Raw genomic sequence first — 19,503 nt, forward strand, 5'->3', positions numbered from 1 at the left:
AATGAAAAGAATTGCTACTTTCATTTCATACCTTTTTCATCCACTTATAATGCCCGTAGTTGGCGTATTCATCTTTTATACTATAACTCCGTTATTTTATGAATTTGAGCTAAAGAAAATAGTTCTTTTTTCATTGACCATACTCACCATATTTGTCCCGCTGCTGATTGCTTTGGTGCTATTAAAATTTAATATCATTCAAAGCTTTAAACTAAGCACTGCAAAAGAAAGAATGCCTCCATTACTCATCAATACGTTGATTATAGGAACTATCATATTTAAATTAATGCCTAGAATTAATACTCCTGAACTTTATTTTTTCTTTGTGGGTATATTGGGAAGTAATTTTTGCTGTTTGATCATGGCTTTATTTAAGATAAAAGCAAGTATTCACATGACAGCCATTATAGGAGTCACAACTTTTCTTGTTGGTTTGAGTTTCCATTACGCGCTCAATGTCACCATAGCACTTTCTTTTTTGGTTGCTATCAGCGGATTAATAGCAAGTGCTAGACTTTATTTAAAAGCCCACAATATGGCAGAAATAATCGTTGGGATATTCATTGGATTAATGCCACAATTATTAACCATTCAATACTGGTTATAGGATATAAAAAATCAATCCTACATTAAAGAACCCCATATTTATTGGTTCATCGCTATCATTAAGTTTAATATCTTCAGTGAAAATGTTTGTAAAAGTAAAGCTACCATAGACATTCCAGGTGTTATATCCTGCACTTAAATAACCACTCAATTGCCATGGATTTATATCAGTGTTTGTAAATACAATCTTTTCAGTACTACTGATGTATTTAGATATTCTAGAAAAAGCATAACTCATTTTTACACCAGTATATATTCTCCAAAACTTGGTTGTAGTCACATCTGAAGTTCTCCATCTATACTCCAAAGGAATTTCAATAGCGTGTGTTTCAAGTTTACTTCGCTTATAGGACACATCGCTATCAATAATTTCATATTGAATATCATTATTAGCTTTATAAGCACGGATATTATAGTAAAACGAATTGTTTCCATAACCTACACCAATACCCAGAGCTTTATTGCGTTTGTTATTCAAGGGAATATCCTTTATAAAACCGACTGTAAATCCGTTGGAAAAATTATTCTGAGAAACACCACTTGGCTTACCCAACAATACATTATAGACCATCCCAGCATATATCTGATCTTCAAAATACGTACTATCTGCATAACGCTGCTGAAGACCCTCTACGGAGCTATTGCTTTGACCTGCCAATAAAAGAGGAAAACAAATTAACATAAACCATATAACATATTTCATTAGCCAAATTTAACAATTAAATATTTTAAATAATCTACTGGAAAAAACAAAAGCGCTTCAAACGAAGCGCTTTTATTTTAAAAGATATAAAAAGAATAAATTTCTTATTTTACATTCTGAAGGGCATCACCCTCTTTAGTAATATAGTTTATTTTAAGAGCATTTGCATCTCTCAATTCCTCTTTAACATCTGTTATGATACCCATATTAGTATCTTGATCGACCTTTAAAGCGGTAATAAAACGATCTTGTAATTCCTGACGTAATCCACTTTGATACTCTAGTACAAAGTCTTTGATTTCGCTTGGGCTTACAAATTTATCGTTAATTTGAACCTTATCGCTTGTACCAAATTTCTTAGAATATTTAGATGTAGGCTTACCTGCATAAATATACATTACAGGATCCTTTTTATCTAACTTCTGAACTTCAGTTGCATAAGGCATTACATTATCAACCATCAAATCACTATCCTTCATAACTGTTACCGTCATAAAGAAGAAAAGTAACATGAATACAATATCTGGCAAAGATGCCGTAGATACCGCAGGTAAATCTCCTGATTTCTTTTTCTTGAACTTAGACATAGTTATGAAATTTAATCTTTTTTAGGTTCTGCCTCTGACAATTTACGAGGATACAACGCTTGTAATTTTTCAATCTTTGGCTGTAACTCATCTTTACGTGAATCATCCGTTTTCGCGGCATTGTACTCAGCATCCATTTCTAGATAAGGAACTTCATTTGGGTACAATCTTTTACGTTCACGTTCTCTTAGTTCATCATAAGCAGCAATCAATTCATTCTGAACTGCTATATATGTTTTATAAGAGGTTTCACGGTTATTTCTTAAAGATATTACCGCTTTGTTTGGGTTATCTGATGATTCTGGATCTTTCTGCCCATTACAATACGAGCAAGAACCATCACCACCATTGTCCAAAAATTCTAAAGCAGCCTCTCTAAGATCTTTGATATCCATTCTTTCTTCTTCAACCAACAACTCATCGTTTTGATTCACCAATACAATAAAAACATTTTTGTCTTTAATTGGAGGTGGAGCATCTGTTGGTGGTTGTGGTGGTGGCAACTTTGTACTAATACCTTGATTGGTTTCAATAGTAGTTGTTACCAAGAAGAAGATCAATAGCAAGAATGCGATATCTGCCATGGAACCTGCATTAACTTCTGGTGCTGATCTCTTCGCCATAATAATTTACTTAATCATTTTTTTAACTCCAGACAATACCATTGCTAAAATAGCAACTAGTGCTAAAATGTAGAACATAATTAAACCTGCTCCAACAGTTTTAGACGTAGACTCTGTAACACTAATTCCTTGGCTTGACAATAATTGATAATCGATGTTATCTGATCCTGCAAATACATAACCTAAAACAACAACTAAAACCAAAGCTCCAACACCAATAAGTGTTCTTTTAACTTTTTCTCCTGACGAGAAGATATTCACTAATGTCCAAACCAAAGTAGCAATAATTGCAACTGCTAACAAAGCGTATGAAACATAGAACAGAATATCTGCGTATGGATCGGTACTTCCTAGTAATAGATACCAAAAGATAAAACAGATGACACCTAGGACTACAATACCTATATTAAATATTTTTGACATAATCTTAATTTCGCTTGTTAAGGATTCTTACTTAAGCTTTCACTTTGTGTCTGATCAATAAGTCGATCAATACAATAGAAGCATCTTCCATATCATTTACGATACTATCGATTTTTGCGATAATATAGTTATAGAAAATCTGTAAGATAATCGCAACGATAAGACCAAATACTGTTGTTAATAATGCTACTTTAATATCACCTGCAATTAAAGATGCATCAAGTCCACCAGCAGAACTAATTTTATCGAATGCCAAAATCATACCAATTACCGTACCCATGAAACCAAGCATCGGCGCAACAGCGATAAATAAAGATACCCAAGATACGTTTTTCTCTAATTGACCCATTTGTACTCCACCGTAAGCTACTACAGCTTTTTCTACAGCGTCGATACCTTCATCAACTCTATCAAGACCTTGATAGTAAATTGAAGCAACAGGCCCTTTTGTATTTCTACAAACTTCTTTAGCAGCTTCTACACCACCCGAAGCCAAAGCTTCTTCTACATTAGCAGCCAATTTTTTCGTGTTAGTGGTAGCCATATTCAAATAGATAATTCTTTCGATAGCTACAGCTAAACCTAAAATCAAACACAAAAGAACGATACCCATGAATTCAGGTCCCCCTTGAATGAAACGCTCTTTCAACTCTTGGTGGAAACCTTTGGTAGGCTCATCTTGTGCACTTACAGTGGCAACATTCAATACTGTTAATGCTGCAAAAGCAAACATTGAGAATACTCTTTTCATTTCTTTTAAACTTAAAATTTGTTAGTTAATAGGGTTAAAGATATAAAAATTTATTATTAATCTTAAAAAAAAGATAAGCAGAGAGGAAGGGATTCGAACCCTCGATACGCTTTTGGCGTATACACACTTTCCAGGCGTGCGCCTTCGACCACTCGGCCACCTCTCTATTCATTCATTTTTTCAGCGCAGCAAATAACAAATTTTTTTTGATATCTTAAAATTATACAAGTTAATTTTAGGATATCTCTCCACGAAGGGATGTTTCATAAATTGTTTTGAAAACTCTAGGGTGAATACCTTCACCAAGCATATACATTAACTTGGTAACCGCAGCTTCTGTTGTCATATCTTTCCCACTTATAATCTTCAATTTTTCTAATTCAGAACTCGTTTCATATTGCCCCATGAGTACGCTACCTCCCATACACTGAGATACATTGACCATGATTACACCATTTAATTTCGCTTCTCTTAAGAGCTCAATAAACCATAATTCTGTAGTTGTATTTCCAGCACCAAATGTTTCCAAAACTACTGCTTTGACTCCAGAATCAATCAAAATGGCTCGTAACAATTTTTCACTTATTCCTGGAAATAGCTTTAAAATTGCAATGTCACTATTGAAATTTTTATGAACAATTAATTTTTTCTGATGCGTTTTAGGCAATAAATTTTCTCTGAAAATTTTTAAATGCAGTCCACTTTCTACCAAAGGAGGATGATTTAAAGATAAAAAAGCTTCAAAATCATCGGCACTAACCTTTGTTGTCCTGTTTGCTCGGTATAATTTATATTCAAAATACAAACAAACTTCTTGTATAATCGACTCTCCTCTTTCTTTTAATGAGGCTATTTGAACAGCGGTAATTAAATTTTCTTTGGCATCTGTTCTCAAATCTCCAATAGGTAATTGGGAACCCGTGAACACAACAGGCTTTGCTAAGTTTTCTAACATAAAACTTAAAGCTGAGGATGTATAACTCATGGTATCACTCCCATGAAGCACTACAAAACCATCAAAATCATCATAAGCTTTTTCTATTATTTCAGCTAATTCAACCCAATAAATCAGATTCATATCTGAAGAGTCAATAGGTTTCTGAAAAGAAACTGTTTCAATCTCACAATCTATTTGATATAATTCTGGTATTCTACTTAATAACTGATCAAAATCAAAAGCCCGGAGCGCTCCTGTTTCATAATCTTTCATCATACCGATGGTTCCACCAGTATAGATTAATAATATTTTTGACTGAGCTCCCATATTAAATACCAAAAATTTCTTTAGAATTGTTCGTGGTAATAGTAGCGATTTCTTCTGGAGTCATTTGATAAATAGTAGCCAACTTTTCAACCACATTTACAATATAAGAACTTTCATTGCGCTTACCTCTGTATGGGGTTGGTGCCAAATATGGCGAATCTGTTTCCACCACTATATGCTCCAATGGAATTTGGTTCAAAAACTGATCGATTTTTCCATTTTTAAAAGTAACAACACCACCAATTCCAAGTTTCATATTATAACTTATAGCTTGTTTAGCCTGCTCCACAGTTCCCGTAAAGCAATGAAAAATACCAAAAAGCTCTGGCCCTTTTTCTTCTTCGAGTACTTCAAAAACTTCATCAAAAGCATCTCTACAATGAATATTGATGGGTAATTTATTTTTCTTTGCTAACTGAATCTGTAACTTAAAAGCTTCTCTTTGTTCTTTCTGATAAGTTTTGTCCCAATATAAATCCATACCTATTTCTCCAATAGCTACACAATTATGTTTTGCCATCATCTCTTCAACATGCGATAATTCCTCCTTAAAATTTTCTTTAACATGTGTAGGATGCAATCCAAACATCAAAAAAACATTCGTTGGATAATTATTCTTTAATTGGAGCATTTTCTCTGTGTAAGTAGAGTCTATTGCAGGAATGAAAAAACGGTTTACACCAGCATTCATGGCTCTTTCTATCATTTCAGTTCTATCGTCATCAAAGGATTCCGAATATAAGTGGGTATGTGTATCTGTAATCATAAACACAAAAGTAGCAAAGCAAAATGGAAGTGCCTATGTGCAAATTAACGAAGCTAACAGAAATATAAAAACTATAAAGACATTCTTAAAAACGCTTTCAATTTGTATCTAAAACTTTAATTTTGGTTCTTTATTTACAATTATGGAAGAAACATTGAGTGCTTTTTTAAAGAACAAAGGATACTTGAAAATTTCTCTTAGAGAAACATTTACAAATCATCTAGAATTGAAAGCACACTTAAACGGTATAGAAGGAAGATTTATCCTAGATACAGGAGCATCTAATACCTGTGTAGGTATTGATTGCGTAGATCATTTTAAATTATTTGCAGAAGAAACAGAGGTAAAAGCTACCGGAGCAGGAGCCAGCAACATGCTCACTCAAATATCTCAAGACAATGTGATAGCCATTAAAGGCTGGATTAAAAAGAAAATTGAAGTAGTAGTTTTTGACCTTAGCCATGTTAATCAAGCACTTACCTTACAAGATTCATTACCTGTTCATGGAATCATAGGCGCGGACGTTCTCAAAAAAGGAAAAGCCATAATTGATTACAAAAAACGTAAACTATACATGAAACCGTAAGTGAAAAACACGTATTTCTACGTATTGATTTCATAAAATTGATTTAGCAACTTTGTATCACATCAACTTAATAGCGATAAGTCATGTCACAAAAAATCAATTTTAAAAATTTAGTAGTTTTATCTTTTAGTATTGTAACCCTCAGCTTTGGGATGTACAATTTGATTGAAACTGTAATTTCCCTTTGATAGATTTATCCTTAAAACCAAAAAGCCTCTTCCCGGTTTCCCAAGAAGAGGCTTTATATTTTCTATAATTATTTTTAAAGCTCTAATGCTCTTTTCGCATTACCATCCATCAATAAGTTGATTGGGGCTTCTAATGCTTCTTTAACTGCCACCAAGAAACCAACAGATTCTTTACCATCAATAATTCTGTGATCATAAGAAAGTGCCACATACATCATTGGCGCAATAGCAATACCACCATTTTTAACAATAGGACGCTCAATAATATTGTGCATTCCCAAAATACCACTTTGTGGTGGGTTGATAATTGGAGTAGATAACATAGAGCCAAATACACCACCATTGGTAATAGTAAATGTTCCCCCTGTCATTTCATCAACAGTAATTTTACCATCTCGAGCTCTAATTGCTAAACGTTTGATATCTGCCTCAACACCTCTAAATGTTAAATTCTCTGCATTTCTTACCACAGGAACCATTAATCCCTTAGGACCAGAAACTGCGATTGAAATATCACAGAAATCGTAAGAAACTTTATAATCACCATCAATCATTGAGTTTACATCTGGGTACAATTGCAATGCTCTCACCACTGCTTTTGTAAAGAAACTCATGAATCCTAAACTAACGCCATGTTTTGATTTAAAAGCATCTTTGTACTCTTTTCTCAAGTCAAAAATAGCGGTCATATCTACTTCGTTAAAAGTAGTTAACATCGCCGTTTCATTTTTAGCAGCTACTAAACGCTCTGCTACTTTTCTACGAAGCATAGAAAGTTTCTTTCTTTCTTCTCCTCTGCTTCCTCCAGTAGTTGGTGTTCCCATAGAAGGCACAGCTTTTACTGCATCATCTTTGGTTACTCTACCATCTTTTCCGGTTCCTTGAACCTGAGAAGCATCTATATTTTTCTCTGCTAAAATTTTCTTAGCAGCCGGGCTCGCTGTTCCTGTTGCATATGTATCTGCCTTAGGAGCTTCCGCTTTTGGCGCTTCTGCCTTTGGAGCCTCTTCTTTTTTCTCTTCTGCCGGAGCTTCTCCACCTTCTGGTTTTGCAGCACTGGTATCAATTAAACAAACAACCTCACCTACTGCTACTGCGTCACCTTCTTCAGCTTTCAAAGTAATAATTCCACTTTCTTCAGCTGGCAACTCTAAAGTTGCTTTATCAGAATCAACCTCAGCAATAGCTTGGTCTTTTTCAACGTAATCACCATCCTGAACCAACCAGGTAGCAATTTCCACTTCGGTTATCGATTCTCCCGGAGAAGGGACTTTCATTTCTAAAACCATAGTTTTAATTTTATTATTTGGTGTTGACTTTTATTTGGGCGTTTCCTTGTTTCTTTCCGCTTTTGCTCCAAAAATCAAGGTCGGGCTTTACGCGCTACACGGTAGCTAGCTTCAATCCCTAACGCGTTATCAATTTATAATTATTTATTCATATTATCTTGAGTCTTGTCAAAAACATACTCAATTACTTCATTTTGGCGTTTTTTATCTCTGGTTGCACTACCTGCTGCCGGAGATGCATAGAATCTACGCGATGCCACTCTGAAGTTTCTTGCAAAATCTAAATGCATTAATAAGTGATTCCAAGCTCCCATATTTCTTGGTTCTTCTTGAGCCCAAACCACATCTTCACAATCGTATTTTGCAATGATCTCTTTAATCTTATCATTATTTAATGGGAACAACTGCTCTAGACGTACTAAAGCTACATCGTTTCTACCTTTGTCTTCTCTTGCTTGTAACAAATCGTAGTAGAACTTACCAGTACAGAATACCAACGTTTTCACTTCTTTTGGCGTTACCGAAGCATCATCAATGATTTCTTGGAAGGTTCCATCTGTTAATTCTTCAATGGTTGAAACAGCTTTTGGATGACGTAACAAGCTTTTTGGAGTAAACACTACCAATGGCTTTCTATACGATGCTTTTAACTGCCTTCTTAATAAATGGAAAAAGTTGGCTGGCGTTGTACAATCCGCTACAAACATATTGTCTTTTGCACACAACTGAAGGTAACGCTCCATACGAGCCGATGAGTGTTCTGCTCCTTGACCTTCATAACCGTGCGGTAATAACATGGTAAGTCCGTTTTGCAATTTCCACTTATCCTCTGCCGCAGAAATATATTGATCAAGCATAATTTGAGCTCCATTACTAAAGTCACCAAACTGTGCTTCCCAAATGGTTAATGTATTTGGGTTTGCCATCGCATATCCATAATCAAAACCTACTACCCCATATTCTGATAATAGCGAATTATAGATATGAAACTTCCCTTGATTTTCACCAAGTTTTTCTAATAATACTACTTCTTCTTCGCTATCTTCTACTTTGGTCACTGCGTGACGGTGAGAAAATGTACCACGCTCTACATCTTGACCAGATATACGAACATCGTGACCTTCTTCTAACAAAGTACCGTAAGCCAACAATTCACCCATTGCCCAATCTAGACTGTTACGCTCAAAATACATAGCATTACGGTCATTGATCAAACGTTGAATTTTTCGAATGAATTTTTTATCCTCGGGTAATTTGGTAATCACCTCAGCAATTTTATCAAGTTTCTCTCTACTGTATTTAGTATCTACTGCTTCAAGCATTTCTTCTCTTAAAGCTAAGTTGAACCCTTTCCACTCATTTTCCATAAATGGTGTAATCACGGTTTTGTCTTCTTTACGAGAATCTTCTAATTTTTCTTCAAGCGTTGCCTTGTAATTTTTCTCTAGCTCTGAAACATAATCACCTTCAATTACTCCTTCAGACTTTAATTTAGCTGCATAGATATCTCTTACATTCTCATGAGCAGCAATCGCTTTGTATAATTTAGGCTGTGTGAAACGCGGTTCATCTCCTTCGTTATGACCATATTTTCTATACCCTAACAAATCGATAAACACATCGCGCTTAAATTTCATTCTGAAATCTAAAGCAAACAAGGTAGCATGTACTACCGCTTCTGCATCATCTGCATTTACGTGTAATACCGGTGACAACGTAACTTTACCTACATCTGTACAATAGGTTGAAGATCTTGCATCTAAGTAATTTGTTGTAAAACCAACTTGGTTATTTACAACTATATGTACAGTTCCATTGGTTTTATAACCATCTAACTGCGCCATTTGAATTACTTCATATACAACTCCCTGACCTGCAATCGCAGCATCTCCATGTACTACAATCGGCAAAACTTTAGAAAAATCATCAGGATAGTGATGATCTTGTTTTGCACGTGTAATACCTTCTACAACAGGACCTACAGTCTCTAAATGTGAAGGGTTTGGAGCGATATTTATATTAATTCTATTTCCGTTATCCGTAGTTCTGTCTGATGTCCATCCTAAGTGATATTTTACATCACCATCAAAAACACGCATTTCGTAATCCTTTCCATCAAATTCACTAAAGATATCTTTAGCAGATTTTCCAAAAATGTTTGTTAAAACATTCAAACGGCCACGGTGTGCCATTCCCATTACAAACTGCTTTACTCCATACTCAGCTGCTTTTTCAATCAAAGCATCCAAAGCAGGAATCAAAGATTCTCCTCCTTCTAAAGAGAAGCGTTTTTGACCTACATATTTGGTATGTAAAAAGTTTTCGAAAGAAACAGCCTCATTCAATTTCTTAAGAATGTGCTTTTTCTCATCAACACCAAATTGAGGTCCGTTCTCGTTTACATTCAGTTTTTCCTGAATCCACTTAATTTCTTCAGGCTTTCTGATGTACATATACTCTACACCAATAGATTCACAATAAATATTCTGTAAATGTTTCAGAATTTTTCTAAGTGGAGCGTTTCCTATTCCAAGAATTTTTCCAGCTGCAAATTCAGTATCTAAATCAGCATCTGTTAAACCAAAATTCTCTTTATCAATAGTAGGTGTATAAGTTCTCCTGTTTCTTACAGGGTTTGTCTTTGTAAATAAGTGACCTCTTGTTCTGTATCCGTTAATCAACTCTACTACCTGAAACTCTTTTTGTAAGTTATCAGGAATCTCTACAACGTTATTTGTCCCCGGAATTGTTAACTTTAAACTCTCGTGAGTTTCAACCATTACAGACTCTGCGCTGTCTAGCCCAAAGTCGAAACCTTGAAAAAAGGCTCTCCAACTTGGCTCTACACTATCTGGAAACTGAAGGTATTGATCGTATAATTCGGCGAAGTACGCTGTATGCGCAGCATTTAAAAATGAAAATTTGTCCATGTGTTCTAATCTAGAAACTGTGTACTTTTTATTTTAGCAAAAATACAATAAATAAGTATATTAGCAGGAAGATTTCCGATTATTATATAGGAATTTAGCAAGATTTTTCAGCTTGCTTATTAAATTTTTAGAATATGCAAAAAAAGCTGTTATTTATCATTTTCGTTTCATTTTTAGCAACTTTTACAGGAATTGCTCAACAAAAAGATAATTTTTGGAAAGACGTTAGGTATGGTGGTGGATTAGGTCTAGGCTTTGGAGAAGGATATTTTAATGGTAGTATTTCTCCCAGTGCCATTTACTTATTTAATCATCAATTTGCAGCAGGGCTAGGCTTAACTTATTCATATAGCAAACAAAAAGACTTTCATGAGTCTACCTATTGGGGACCAAGTATTATTGCTTTATTTACTCCAGTGGACCAATTACAACTATCGGCAGAATTGGAAGAGTTCAATATCATTAGAAATTATGCTGAAGGTGCAACTTATAACGGACAATTGCTGGAAGATGATAATTATTGGAACACAGCATTATTTTTGGGTATAGGTTATACCACACAGAATATCACCTTTGGAATACGCTACGATGTATTGTATAATGAAAGAAAAAGCATCTATGCAAATGCATGGATGCCTTTTGTAAGAGTATATCTGTAAGCTATTTCCCTAGGAAAGTCCTCGCACTTTCTTTTCCCATTTCCAGGCCGAAGACATTGCATCATCCAAAGTTAATTCAGACTTCCAACCTAAAACTTCATTTGCTTTGGTAGTATCTGCATACACTGCAATTACATCACCTTCTCTTCTAGGAGCTATTTTGTAATTTAGATTTTCACCAGAAACTTTTTCAAAACTCTTGATTACTTCTAATACAGAACTTCCCGTTCCTGTACCGAGGTTGAAAATTTCGAAATTCCCATCATTCTTCGATTCCAATAATCGCTTAAGCGCAACTACGTGTGCCTTTGCTAAATCAAACACGTGGATATAATCACGAACATTGGTTCCGTCAGCCGTTGGATAATCATCTCCAAAAACAGATAATTGCTCTCTTAAACCTGCTGCGGTTTGCGTAATGAAAGGAACTAAATTCTGAGGAACTCCCAAAGGAAGTTCTCCAATACTTGCAGACTCATGCGCTCCAATAGGATTAAAATATCTTAATGAGATAGCATTCAGCTTTTCATAAACTTTACAAGTGTCTTTGATAATTTCTTCTCCAATTTGCTTTGTATTTCCATAAGGAGATTGCGCTGGTTTTACAGGAGCATCTTCAGTAATTGGTAAAGAATCTGGCTCACCATAAACGGTACATGAAGAACTAAATATGAAGTTTGCACTATCTTTCTTAGATAATTCCTGAAGAAGATATACTAACGTATTTAAGTTGTTTTCATAATACAATAATGGATTCTGAACACTCTCTCCTACAGCTTTAGAGGCTGCAAAATGTATTACTCCCTCCACATCATCATACTTTTTGAAGAAATGGCTTACTGCCTCTTTATCTCGCAAGTCTAACTCTTCGAACAGCGGAGCAACTCCGGTAATTTCTTTGATTCCATCTAGTACATCAATACTAGAATTTGAAAGGTTATCAATTACAATAACTTCAAAACCTTGTTGCTGAAGTTCTACCACGGTGTGTGACCCAATAAAACCGAGTCCGCCTGTTACTAAAATTTTTTTCATAGAAAGTTTTTTGTTTGACTTGCGTAAAATATTCAGGCATTTGGATAGCCCGAAAACCTACTGATTAATATATTCTTTTATCTTGCTTGTAATGAATTCAATTTGCTCGTCATCTAATTCCGTATGCATCGGAAGAGAGATTACTTCTTTCACTAATTGATTCGTTACTATAAAATCTTCTTCTTTATATTTTGAATCTGCGTATGCTTTTTGACTGTGAAGCGGAATAGGATAATAAACTCCACAAGGCACACCATTTTCACCTAGAAATTTCACCAAACCATCTCGCTTACCATTGGTAATTCTCAACGTATATTGATGATATACATGGCTATCCTCATCACCTAATTGAACAGGTGTAATTATATCCTTTTGATTTTTTAAAGCCTCTGTATACTTTCTTGCAGATGCTTTTCGCTTATTATTATACGGATCTAAATTTGGTAATTTAGCTCTTAAAACAGCAGCTTGTAAAGCATCCAGTCGAGAATTTACACCTACTACGTCATGATGGTAACGCTCATACATTCCATGGTTTACAATTCCACGAATGGTATACGCCAAATCATCATCATTTGTAAAAATTGCTCCTCCATCACCATAACAACCTAAGTTTTTAGAAGGGAAAAATGATGTAGCTCCCACATGACCAATGGTACCAGCTTTTTGCTTAGAACCATCTTTCCAAGTGTAAGAAGCTCCAATTGCTTGCGCATTATCTTCAATAACAAATAAATCATGTGCTTTGGCGATTTCCATAACAGCATCCATATTCGCTACTTGACCGAATAAATGAACAGGTACAATTGCTTTTGTTTTTGGAGTGATGGCTTTTTTTAATCCCTCTATATCAATATTAAATGTATCCTCTTCAACATCTACCAATACCGGAGTTAACTGAAGTAAAGCGATTACCTCAACAGTAGCGGCAAAAGTAAAATCTACTGTAATCACTTCATCTCCCGGTTTTAATCCTAGGCCCATCATGGCTATCTGAAGAGCATCGGTTCCGTTTCCACAAGGAATTACGTGTTTTACATTAAGGTAATCTTCTAAATCTTTTTGAAATGCATGGACTTCTGGTCCGTTTATAAAAGCAGTATTTGCTAAAACCTCCTCGAAGGAAGTGGCTATTTGATCTTTAATTTCTTCGTATTGACCTTTTAGATCAACCATTTGAATTTTCTTCATTGAATATCATCTTCTATATAATGTAACAATATTACAAATTTAGACAGCCTTACACAATGAAAAAAGTATTATTAAACATAAAAAGTGGTCGCCCAATTATCAAAAAAAGGCAACCACTTTGGCTATGAAACTAATCTGTTAAGCGGATTTTATTTAAAGCTAATTCAAACTACCTAAAAATTAGGTTACATGTTCCACTATCCAGTTCAAAATTCAATACGTTATCTGTTTGTGTAATGGTATACGTGGTATAATATCTTCTTCTATTAAAGTACGTAGTGAACTCATAAGTTTGTCCAACTTGCAACCTAGTTGTAGCAGCCTCACCCGCTCTAACATACGTCAAATATCTATAGTAATAAGAGCCTACAGGTCTATACAATACATAGAAAGAAGGTCTTTGAACCGTACCATTTGCGCAAGTAGCTGTACCTCTAAATGTAATAGGCTCCGGGAAGAAACCAGATGGCATAGTCAAATTAATATTGTTATCACACGGATAAAATACCTCTGACTCTGTTAACAATGTTCCTTTATCATACCTGCTAGTTCCAGAATACACTCTAAATTTACATGGATATCTAGGAGCATTATAGAAATGTATATTTTGACCAGGATATAAATAGTAGGTTTTACATGCATAATAACTCACAGGTCTATTATTCCAAGCAAATACCAATTCACAATAAGTCCTTCTGTAATTACCGCTAAAAGTAGAAGATCCACTAGCGTCTAAAACTTTTACACCACCATTGGCATTCCACCACGAACATCTATAACCATAGAAATCTATATTGTACCATGAAAGGTGTGTAATATCAAAACTTAAGCTCAATTCGCCTTCACTATCTACTACTGTGGCATCTTGCTCATATACCCACTGGCCAGTTTCAACTTCGTAAGACCAAATAGGAACTACATCTCCAGCCGCCAAATTTGCTTCGGTATCTGTATTATAAACTTCACTGCTTAATGACATGCTTACAGTAACCGGTTCTGAGAAAGACTTTACTTTACCACCACCTACATTCATATTGATTGAAGCAAATCCGGCTGTATTAAATACGATTTCTTCTTCAGTTCCATCAGGTCCGATAACTGAACGTGGCATAAACCCTCCTGGAAAAGCGTTTGTAGATGACTCTTGTTCTGAATCAAAATGAGTTAAACTTACATTTACAGATCCTCCTGATAATGTATTTCCATCCTCATCATAAAACATCACTCCGTCTGGTAAAGAAACAGTTGCTCCAGTTTCTTTATCACCTTCAGGTAAAACAATAACCTCCTGATTTCCTGAAAGTGCATTCCCAGTCATACTAAATGTTGCACTACTATTACCAACTCCTGCTGGCGGAGCATCTAATTTAACCATTGGAATAGTTACAAATTGATCTTCCTCCTCAGCACTAAAGTATGCTTCCATATTTACAGGAAGATATCCCGGAGCTTCAATATTTACACTAAACTCAAGATCCGCTCCTTCTTCTGGGGCGTACGATGGATTTACTATTAAGTATAACTTTCCTTCTACTACTTCAAAATCTCGGGAACCCCCAGATTCAAAAACATAATCAGCATCGGCTCCTGTTATGGTTACAGTTACATTTTCTGGAAAGGTTTCCGGCAGCGCTGCATCCACAATATCAATCATCATGGTCTGCTCAAAAATATTAAAGCTCTCAGAGAGCTCAATATAACTATCCACACTATCCACTACATCTAATGGAGATTTTTCACACCCTAAAAACAAAATAAGCATTAAGGCTCCTATTGTATATTTAATTTTTTTCATAATTTCTCTATTTTAAAAGTTTTACAGCAATTCTAAGATTTATAAAAGGATACCATCTGTAATCTGAAATATCTTGCTGAAATCTATCTTCACGCAAGGTTACATTCTCCGACATCATTTCTGTAGTAACAATTGTTGCCTGAGGCTCCCCTGTATAGAATGATCCTAATTCAAACCCAAAACCTACTCTTTTCTTTGGAATAGCTCTACCAAACCCAAGTCCAAAATATGGAGCCACCCCAGAATAGTCCATTTGAAAATCTACGGTTCCTACATCTTCAGCTTCAATCTTAAGTTCTCCGTAAGTAAATCCCGTCTCATTAACTCCCATAAAAGAAAGCTGACCATCAAAAAAATATCCAACTCCACCAACCAGCTTAAAACTACTTCTTTTAAATGGTAAATATTCTATTGAAAGATCTACCGCAGTACTACCCGGACCACCGTCTATAATAAAAGTTTCACCGCCTATCTCTTCTTCTTGTCCTCCCAAAGCAGCATCTATATTTAGATACTGACCTCTTAATCTTACCGCGAATTTTTCACTCAACGACATTGCTACTTCTCCCCCTACTCCTAGTGTAGAACCATTCAAAGCAATTGCAAACTTCTTTGGTTTTTTTGTTTCTGTTTCTATTTCTTGTGCATAGGAAAAAATGCTCATCACAAGTAAAAAGAAACAGATCAAGTTTTTGTTGATCATAGTGTTTATTTTTATAAGGTTTACATATTGCTAACCTACTTAATAACAAAACATTAAGAAATACTCAAAAAAGGGTATTTTTGTCATTAGAAAAGAACAAAGAAAATCACTGAAACAAGGAGAATTATTTATATGAATGCTATCTACAACCTTCTTATTCATGTAAGTTTCATCATTTTAAAAATTATTTCAACGTTTAATCACAAAATGAAATTATTTGTAAATGGTAGAAAAGAGGTTTTTCCAAAACTGGAAAATAGTCTATCGGTCGATGATAAAACTATCTGGATTCATACTGCTTCACTTGGAGAATTTGAACAAGGTCTTCCAGTTTTAGAGGCGTTGAAACTTCAATATCCATCTTATAAATATGTAGTGACGTTTTTTTCGCCATCGGGTTTTGAAGTCAAAAAAAATAGTACTGTTGCAGATGTGATTACTTATTTGCCATTAGACACAAAAAAAAATGCAAAACGATTCATAAAAACCGTCAATCCTGCATTAGCCATATTTGTTAAGTATGAATTTTGGCCGAACTATCTTCAGGAACTTAAAAAAGCACATATACCAACGCTTTTAGTATCAGGAATTTTTAGAAAAGATCAAGTTTTTTTCAAATGGTATGGGAATTTTATGAGAGAAAAACTGAGTGCTTTTGACCATTTTTTTCTTCAAAATGAAACATCAGGAAACTTATTAAATTCTATTTCGTTGAAGAACTATACAGTTTGTGGTGATACTCGCTTTAACCGAGTGCTTCAAATTTTGGAAAGAGATAATTCTTTAACCTTTATGAAAGATTTTAAAGATGATGCTTTACTCATCGTAATAGGAAGTTCATGGCCGGAAGATGAAGAGATTCTTATTCCATTTATCAATGCAACAAAGGAAAATGTCAAATTTATAATTGCACCTCATAAGATAGAATCTTCAAAAATTGAATCTTTAAGAAATCAGCTTCAAAGTAAAACGTGTTTATATTCTAATAAAAATACTCCCCAACAACTGAAAGAAGCAAAGGTTTTGATCATTGATACCATTGGCTTGTTGACCAAAATTTATAGTTATGCAGATATAGCTTACGTAGGTGGCGGAATGGGAAATACCGGTTTGCACAACACTTTGGAACCTGCTGTATTTGGAATCCCTGTAGTTATCGGAAAAAATTATCAAAAGTTTGAAGAAGCGAAGCAACTAGTTTCTCTGGGAGGAATTATTTCTGTATCTAATAAAGAAGAACTAGCAAAACACATGCAACATCTACTTATAGATGAATTCAAAAGAAAACAAATTGGCGCTATAAATGATACTTTTCTAAAGTCCAATGCAAATGCACTAGAAACCGTTACAAAATACATATCGGAAAATATCCCAGTATAGGGTCTTAGAATTTCTTTAAATGTTTTTAACTTTTCATAAACTCATTATAGCAGGTAGGGTTATTAGTTTTGAATCAAATCAAAAACTAGAATTATGAAAAAGTTGTTATTAAGTATTGTATTATTAGGAGGAATCACGTTGGGAACAACCTCTTGTAGAGAAACCACTCAAGAAAAAGCAGAAGACGCGGTAGAAAGTGCGGCTGATGATATTGACGATGCAGCTGACGAAGCCGGAGATGAAATAGAAGATGCTGCAGAAGGTACTGGAGAAAAAATAGGAAAAGCCTATGACGAAGCAAAAGAATCTGTAAAAGAAGCTGGTAGAGAAATAGACGAAGCAGCTGACGAAACAGAAGAAGCTCTTGACCCTGACGACAGAGACTAATTTAGAATTCAAAATATAAAAAAACCTCGCTAGTTGCGAGGTTTTTTGTTTTGTATCTTTTCAAGATTTAGTCTGCAATAACAGGTCTTGAAATTTCTGTATTACTCTTAACTACAACAAATGTTGAAATAGCGTAGTATGCTCCAGGGCTGTAGCCTTCGGCAATTACACCACCATCTGAAGTCCAAGGTTCAAAGCTATATTCAAAATCAAAACTTTGACCAGCCATTGGCGAAGAAAGTTCGTTTAAACGAATAGGCACTACCATACCAGGACACCAACCAGCTCTATCCGGCTGCCAGTTTCCTGGAGATTGATTACTCACTACATTTTCTGCACAACCTAAAGGTCCCATATAATGTTCAAAAGTAGCTGCTCCATTTATCATTACATCATGAGTTCTGTAACACCATTCTGCACAAGGTCTTCCTGTTCCTGCATCAACCGGTGTAGCGTGACCCCAACCTGAAATTACAGTTCTTAGGTGTGTACTTTCTGCATTGGAAGGAATGCTAATATTTTTGGTTAAATCAAATTCAGATGCATCAGAACCATAAGGCACTCCACCCAAAGACCAACTATCATAAGCTACCACTTCTGCTATATTATAATATTGATAATCTGGTGTACCTTCAATAAACTTGAAGTTCACTGTAACTTCATAACCATCACTGTTCCAAACTTCCGCATAAGTTCTAAGGTTTACATCCCCTGTTAAAAGTGATTTAAAATCTGTTACATCAAACTCAAAACCATCTTCCAACTGGCTATTATCATTCCAATAAGGAGTAATGTAACGCCCCATTTCAAACCATTCGCTTGTTTCTGGATCTTGTACTTGGATATGTGCAAAAACATCCCATTCATCACAACCTCCAATAGGACAATCTAGTTTTACGTACATTAAAATTTCACTATAACCACTTAAATCTTCTGGAAAAGGAAAGGTTCCCGTTTCACCTTGGTTATAACCATCTCCCCATGCAATACGCTCATGATCAAAAGTAGTCATTGCATACGATGGTCTTACCGCAGATTTGTACACCTGCACATATCTTGATGTTGCTCCTGTACTACTTACCTCTATTGATGAAGACTCTTCATTCTCTTCTTCAGGAACCACTTTTACATAAATATCATGTGTTCCATTTGCGTCATCAGCATCAATAACCAATGATTGAGAAAAGTTTTCATTATCCAATGATAGCATATAATCATCAGACACCGTTAACTCTAAATCACTTGATAAATCGCTTCCAATTACAGCAAACGTTTCTACTTCAGATTCTCCTCCTACTTCTATTTCTCCAAAATCAATAGAAGATTCTGTTAGTGAGATTTTGGGATCTAACGCTTGTTGTCCTCCACTTCCTCCTTCATCTGAATCGTCATCTCCACAAGATTGGAGTGCTACAAAACAGAATGAAAGCATTGCAAGCATAGATGCTCGTAAAGTAATTCTTTGCATATAAAATAATATTGGTTAATAAATTATGATGAAAAAGTAAAGAGATTAACCGTTTTAGCAAAACATTTATCATGTTATCTTGCAGAAATAAACAAAAAATGAAAAAGTTGTTAGTTTTGATTTAATTCCTTTACAGAATTTTACTATATAAAAGAATAAAACACGCTGA

At 35.0% G+C, this 19,503-nt stretch carries 19 protein-coding genes and 1 tRNA gene; 5 read left to right on the forward strand and 15 right to left on the reverse strand.

All coding sequences use genetic code 11. From position 1 onward, the window contains the following. The first annotated feature begins 1 nt into the window (after position 1). Positions 2-607: a hypothetical protein gene (locus BM383_RS11580; RefSeq protein ID WP_093025301.1), complete on the forward strand. Its 606-nt coding sequence runs from the start codon at positions 2-4 to the stop codon at positions 605-607. Here the strand turns inward: BM383_RS11580 and BM383_RS11585 are convergent. The 8 genes from BM383_RS11585 to BM383_RS11620 all read right to left on the reverse strand — a co-directional run bounded on the left by BM383_RS11585 (position 602) and on the right by BM383_RS11620 (position 5,723). Next, positions 602-1,309 carry a porin family protein gene (locus tag BM383_RS11585; protein WP_093025302.1) on the reverse strand — a complete coding sequence of 236 codons (708 nt, stop codon included), beginning with the start codon at positions 1,307-1,309 and terminating at the stop codon, positions 602-604. The genes BM383_RS11580 and BM383_RS11585 overlap by 6 nt on opposite strands. 104 nt (positions 1,310-1,413) lie before the next feature. Further along, positions 1,414-1,896 carry an ExbD/TolR family protein gene (locus tag BM383_RS11590; protein ID WP_093025303.1) on the reverse strand — a complete coding sequence of 161 codons (483 nt, stop codon included), beginning with the start codon at positions 1,894-1,896 and terminating at the stop codon, positions 1,414-1,416. An 11-nt stretch (positions 1,897-1,907) separates the two neighbouring features. Continuing rightward, positions 1,908-2,519 (reverse strand): ExbD/TolR family protein, encoded by a 612-nt coding sequence (locus BM383_RS11595; protein WP_093025304.1) that lies wholly within the window; start codon positions 2,517-2,519, stop codon positions 1,908-1,910. A gap of 6 nt (positions 2,520-2,525) precedes the next feature. Continuing rightward, the gene (locus BM383_RS11600) at positions 2,526-2,942 is read right to left on the reverse strand and encodes a hypothetical protein (protein WP_093025305.1); all 417 of its coding nucleotides are present in this window, start codon (positions 2,940-2,942) and stop codon (positions 2,526-2,528) included. A 31-nt stretch (positions 2,943-2,973) separates the two neighbouring features. Then, complete coding sequence (locus tag BM383_RS11605; RefSeq protein WP_093025306.1) at positions 2,974-3,693, reverse strand: MotA/TolQ/ExbB proton channel family protein; 720 nt, start codon at positions 3,691-3,693, stop codon at positions 2,974-2,976. A gap of 78 nt (positions 3,694-3,771) precedes the next feature. Then, positions 3,772-3,859: transfer RNA gene (locus BM383_RS11610), tRNA-Ser, on the reverse strand. A 69-nt stretch (positions 3,860-3,928) separates the two neighbouring features. Continuing rightward, complete coding sequence (locus BM383_RS11615) at positions 3,929-4,957, reverse strand: asparaginase (RefSeq protein WP_093025307.1); 1,029 nt, start codon at positions 4,955-4,957, stop codon at positions 3,929-3,931. Between the two features lies 1 nt (position 4,958). Continuing rightward, complete coding sequence (locus BM383_RS11620) at positions 4,959-5,723, reverse strand: TatD family hydrolase (RefSeq protein WP_093025308.1); 765 nt, start codon at positions 5,721-5,723, stop codon at positions 4,959-4,961. Positions 5,724-5,865: 142 nt separating this feature from the next. Here BM383_RS11620 and BM383_RS11625 point away from each other — a divergent pair, with 142 nt between their 5' ends. Continuing rightward, the gene (locus BM383_RS11625) at positions 5,866-6,309 is read left to right on the forward strand and encodes a retropepsin-like aspartic protease (RefSeq protein WP_093025309.1); all 444 of its coding nucleotides are present in this window, start codon (positions 5,866-5,868) and stop codon (positions 6,307-6,309) included. A 262-nt stretch (positions 6,310-6,571) separates the two neighbouring features. Here the strand turns inward: BM383_RS11625 and odhB are convergent, their stop codons facing one another. Both odhB and BM383_RS11635 read right to left on the reverse strand, forming a co-directional pair. Continuing rightward, positions 6,572-7,786 carry a 2-oxoglutarate dehydrogenase complex dihydrolipoyllysine-residue succinyltransferase gene (odhB, locus tag BM383_RS11630; protein ID WP_093025310.1) on the reverse strand — a complete coding sequence of 405 codons (1,215 nt, stop codon included), beginning with the start codon at positions 7,784-7,786 and terminating at the stop codon, positions 6,572-6,574. Positions 7,787-7,926: 140 nt separating this feature from the next. Continuing rightward, the gene (locus tag BM383_RS11635; protein WP_093025311.1) at positions 7,927-10,716 is read right to left on the reverse strand and encodes a 2-oxoglutarate dehydrogenase E1 component; all 2,790 of its coding nucleotides are present in this window, start codon (positions 10,714-10,716) and stop codon (positions 7,927-7,929) included. Positions 10,717-10,850: 134 nt separating this feature from the next. On the opposite strand from BM383_RS11635, the gene BM383_RS11640 reads away from it, so the two are divergent. Then, on the forward strand, positions 10,851-11,375 hold the full coding sequence (locus BM383_RS11640) for a hypothetical protein (protein ID WP_093025312.1): 525 nt from the start codon (positions 10,851-10,853) through the stop codon (positions 11,373-11,375). Positions 11,376-11,384: 9 nt separating this feature from the next. On the opposite strand, the gene galE is transcribed toward BM383_RS11640, so the two are convergent. The 4 genes from galE to BM383_RS11660 all read right to left on the reverse strand — a co-directional run bounded on the left by galE (position 11,385) and on the right by BM383_RS11660 (position 16,099). Continuing rightward, complete coding sequence (galE, locus tag BM383_RS11645) at positions 11,385-12,410, reverse strand: UDP-glucose 4-epimerase GalE (protein WP_093025313.1); 1,026 nt, start codon at positions 12,408-12,410, stop codon at positions 11,385-11,387. A gap of 57 nt (positions 12,411-12,467) precedes the next feature. Beyond that, positions 12,468-13,601: a DegT/DnrJ/EryC1/StrS family aminotransferase gene (locus BM383_RS11650; RefSeq protein WP_093025314.1), complete on the reverse strand. Its 1,134-nt coding sequence runs from the start codon at positions 13,599-13,601 to the stop codon at positions 12,468-12,470. Between the two features lie 169 nt (positions 13,602-13,770). Beyond that, positions 13,771-15,396 carry a hypothetical protein gene (locus BM383_RS11655; RefSeq protein ID WP_093025315.1) on the reverse strand — a complete coding sequence of 542 codons (1,626 nt, stop codon included), beginning with the start codon at positions 15,394-15,396 and terminating at the stop codon, positions 13,771-13,773. Between the two features lie 7 nt (positions 15,397-15,403). Further along, positions 15,404-16,099, reverse strand: a complete 696-nt coding sequence (locus tag BM383_RS11660) for a hypothetical protein (RefSeq protein ID WP_143106412.1) — start codon at positions 16,097-16,099, stop codon at positions 15,404-15,406. Between the two features lie 207 nt (positions 16,100-16,306). On the opposite strand from BM383_RS11660, the gene BM383_RS11665 reads away from it, so the two are divergent. Both BM383_RS11665 and BM383_RS11670 read left to right on the forward strand, forming a co-directional pair. Further along, on the forward strand, positions 16,307-17,479 hold the full coding sequence (locus BM383_RS11665) for a 3-deoxy-D-manno-octulosonic acid transferase (RefSeq protein ID WP_317040080.1): 1,173 nt from the start codon (positions 16,307-16,309) through the stop codon (positions 17,477-17,479). A 93-nt stretch (positions 17,480-17,572) separates the two neighbouring features. After that, complete coding sequence (locus BM383_RS11670) at positions 17,573-17,866, forward strand: hypothetical protein (protein WP_093025318.1); 294 nt, start codon at positions 17,573-17,575, stop codon at positions 17,864-17,866. A 67-nt stretch (positions 17,867-17,933) separates the two neighbouring features. Here the strand turns inward: BM383_RS11670 and BM383_RS11675 are convergent, their stop codons facing one another. Beyond that, entirely contained in the window at positions 17,934-19,334 is a 1,401-nt protein-coding gene (locus tag BM383_RS11675) for a peptide-N-glycosidase F-related protein (protein WP_218157933.1), read from the reverse strand. Positions 19,335-19,503: the final 169 nt, after the last annotated feature.

The sequence above is a fragment of the Pustulibacterium marinum genome (assembly GCF_900116665.1).
GTDB classification, from domain to species: Bacteria; Bacteroidota; Bacteroidia; order Flavobacteriales; family Flavobacteriaceae; genus Pustulibacterium; species Pustulibacterium marinum.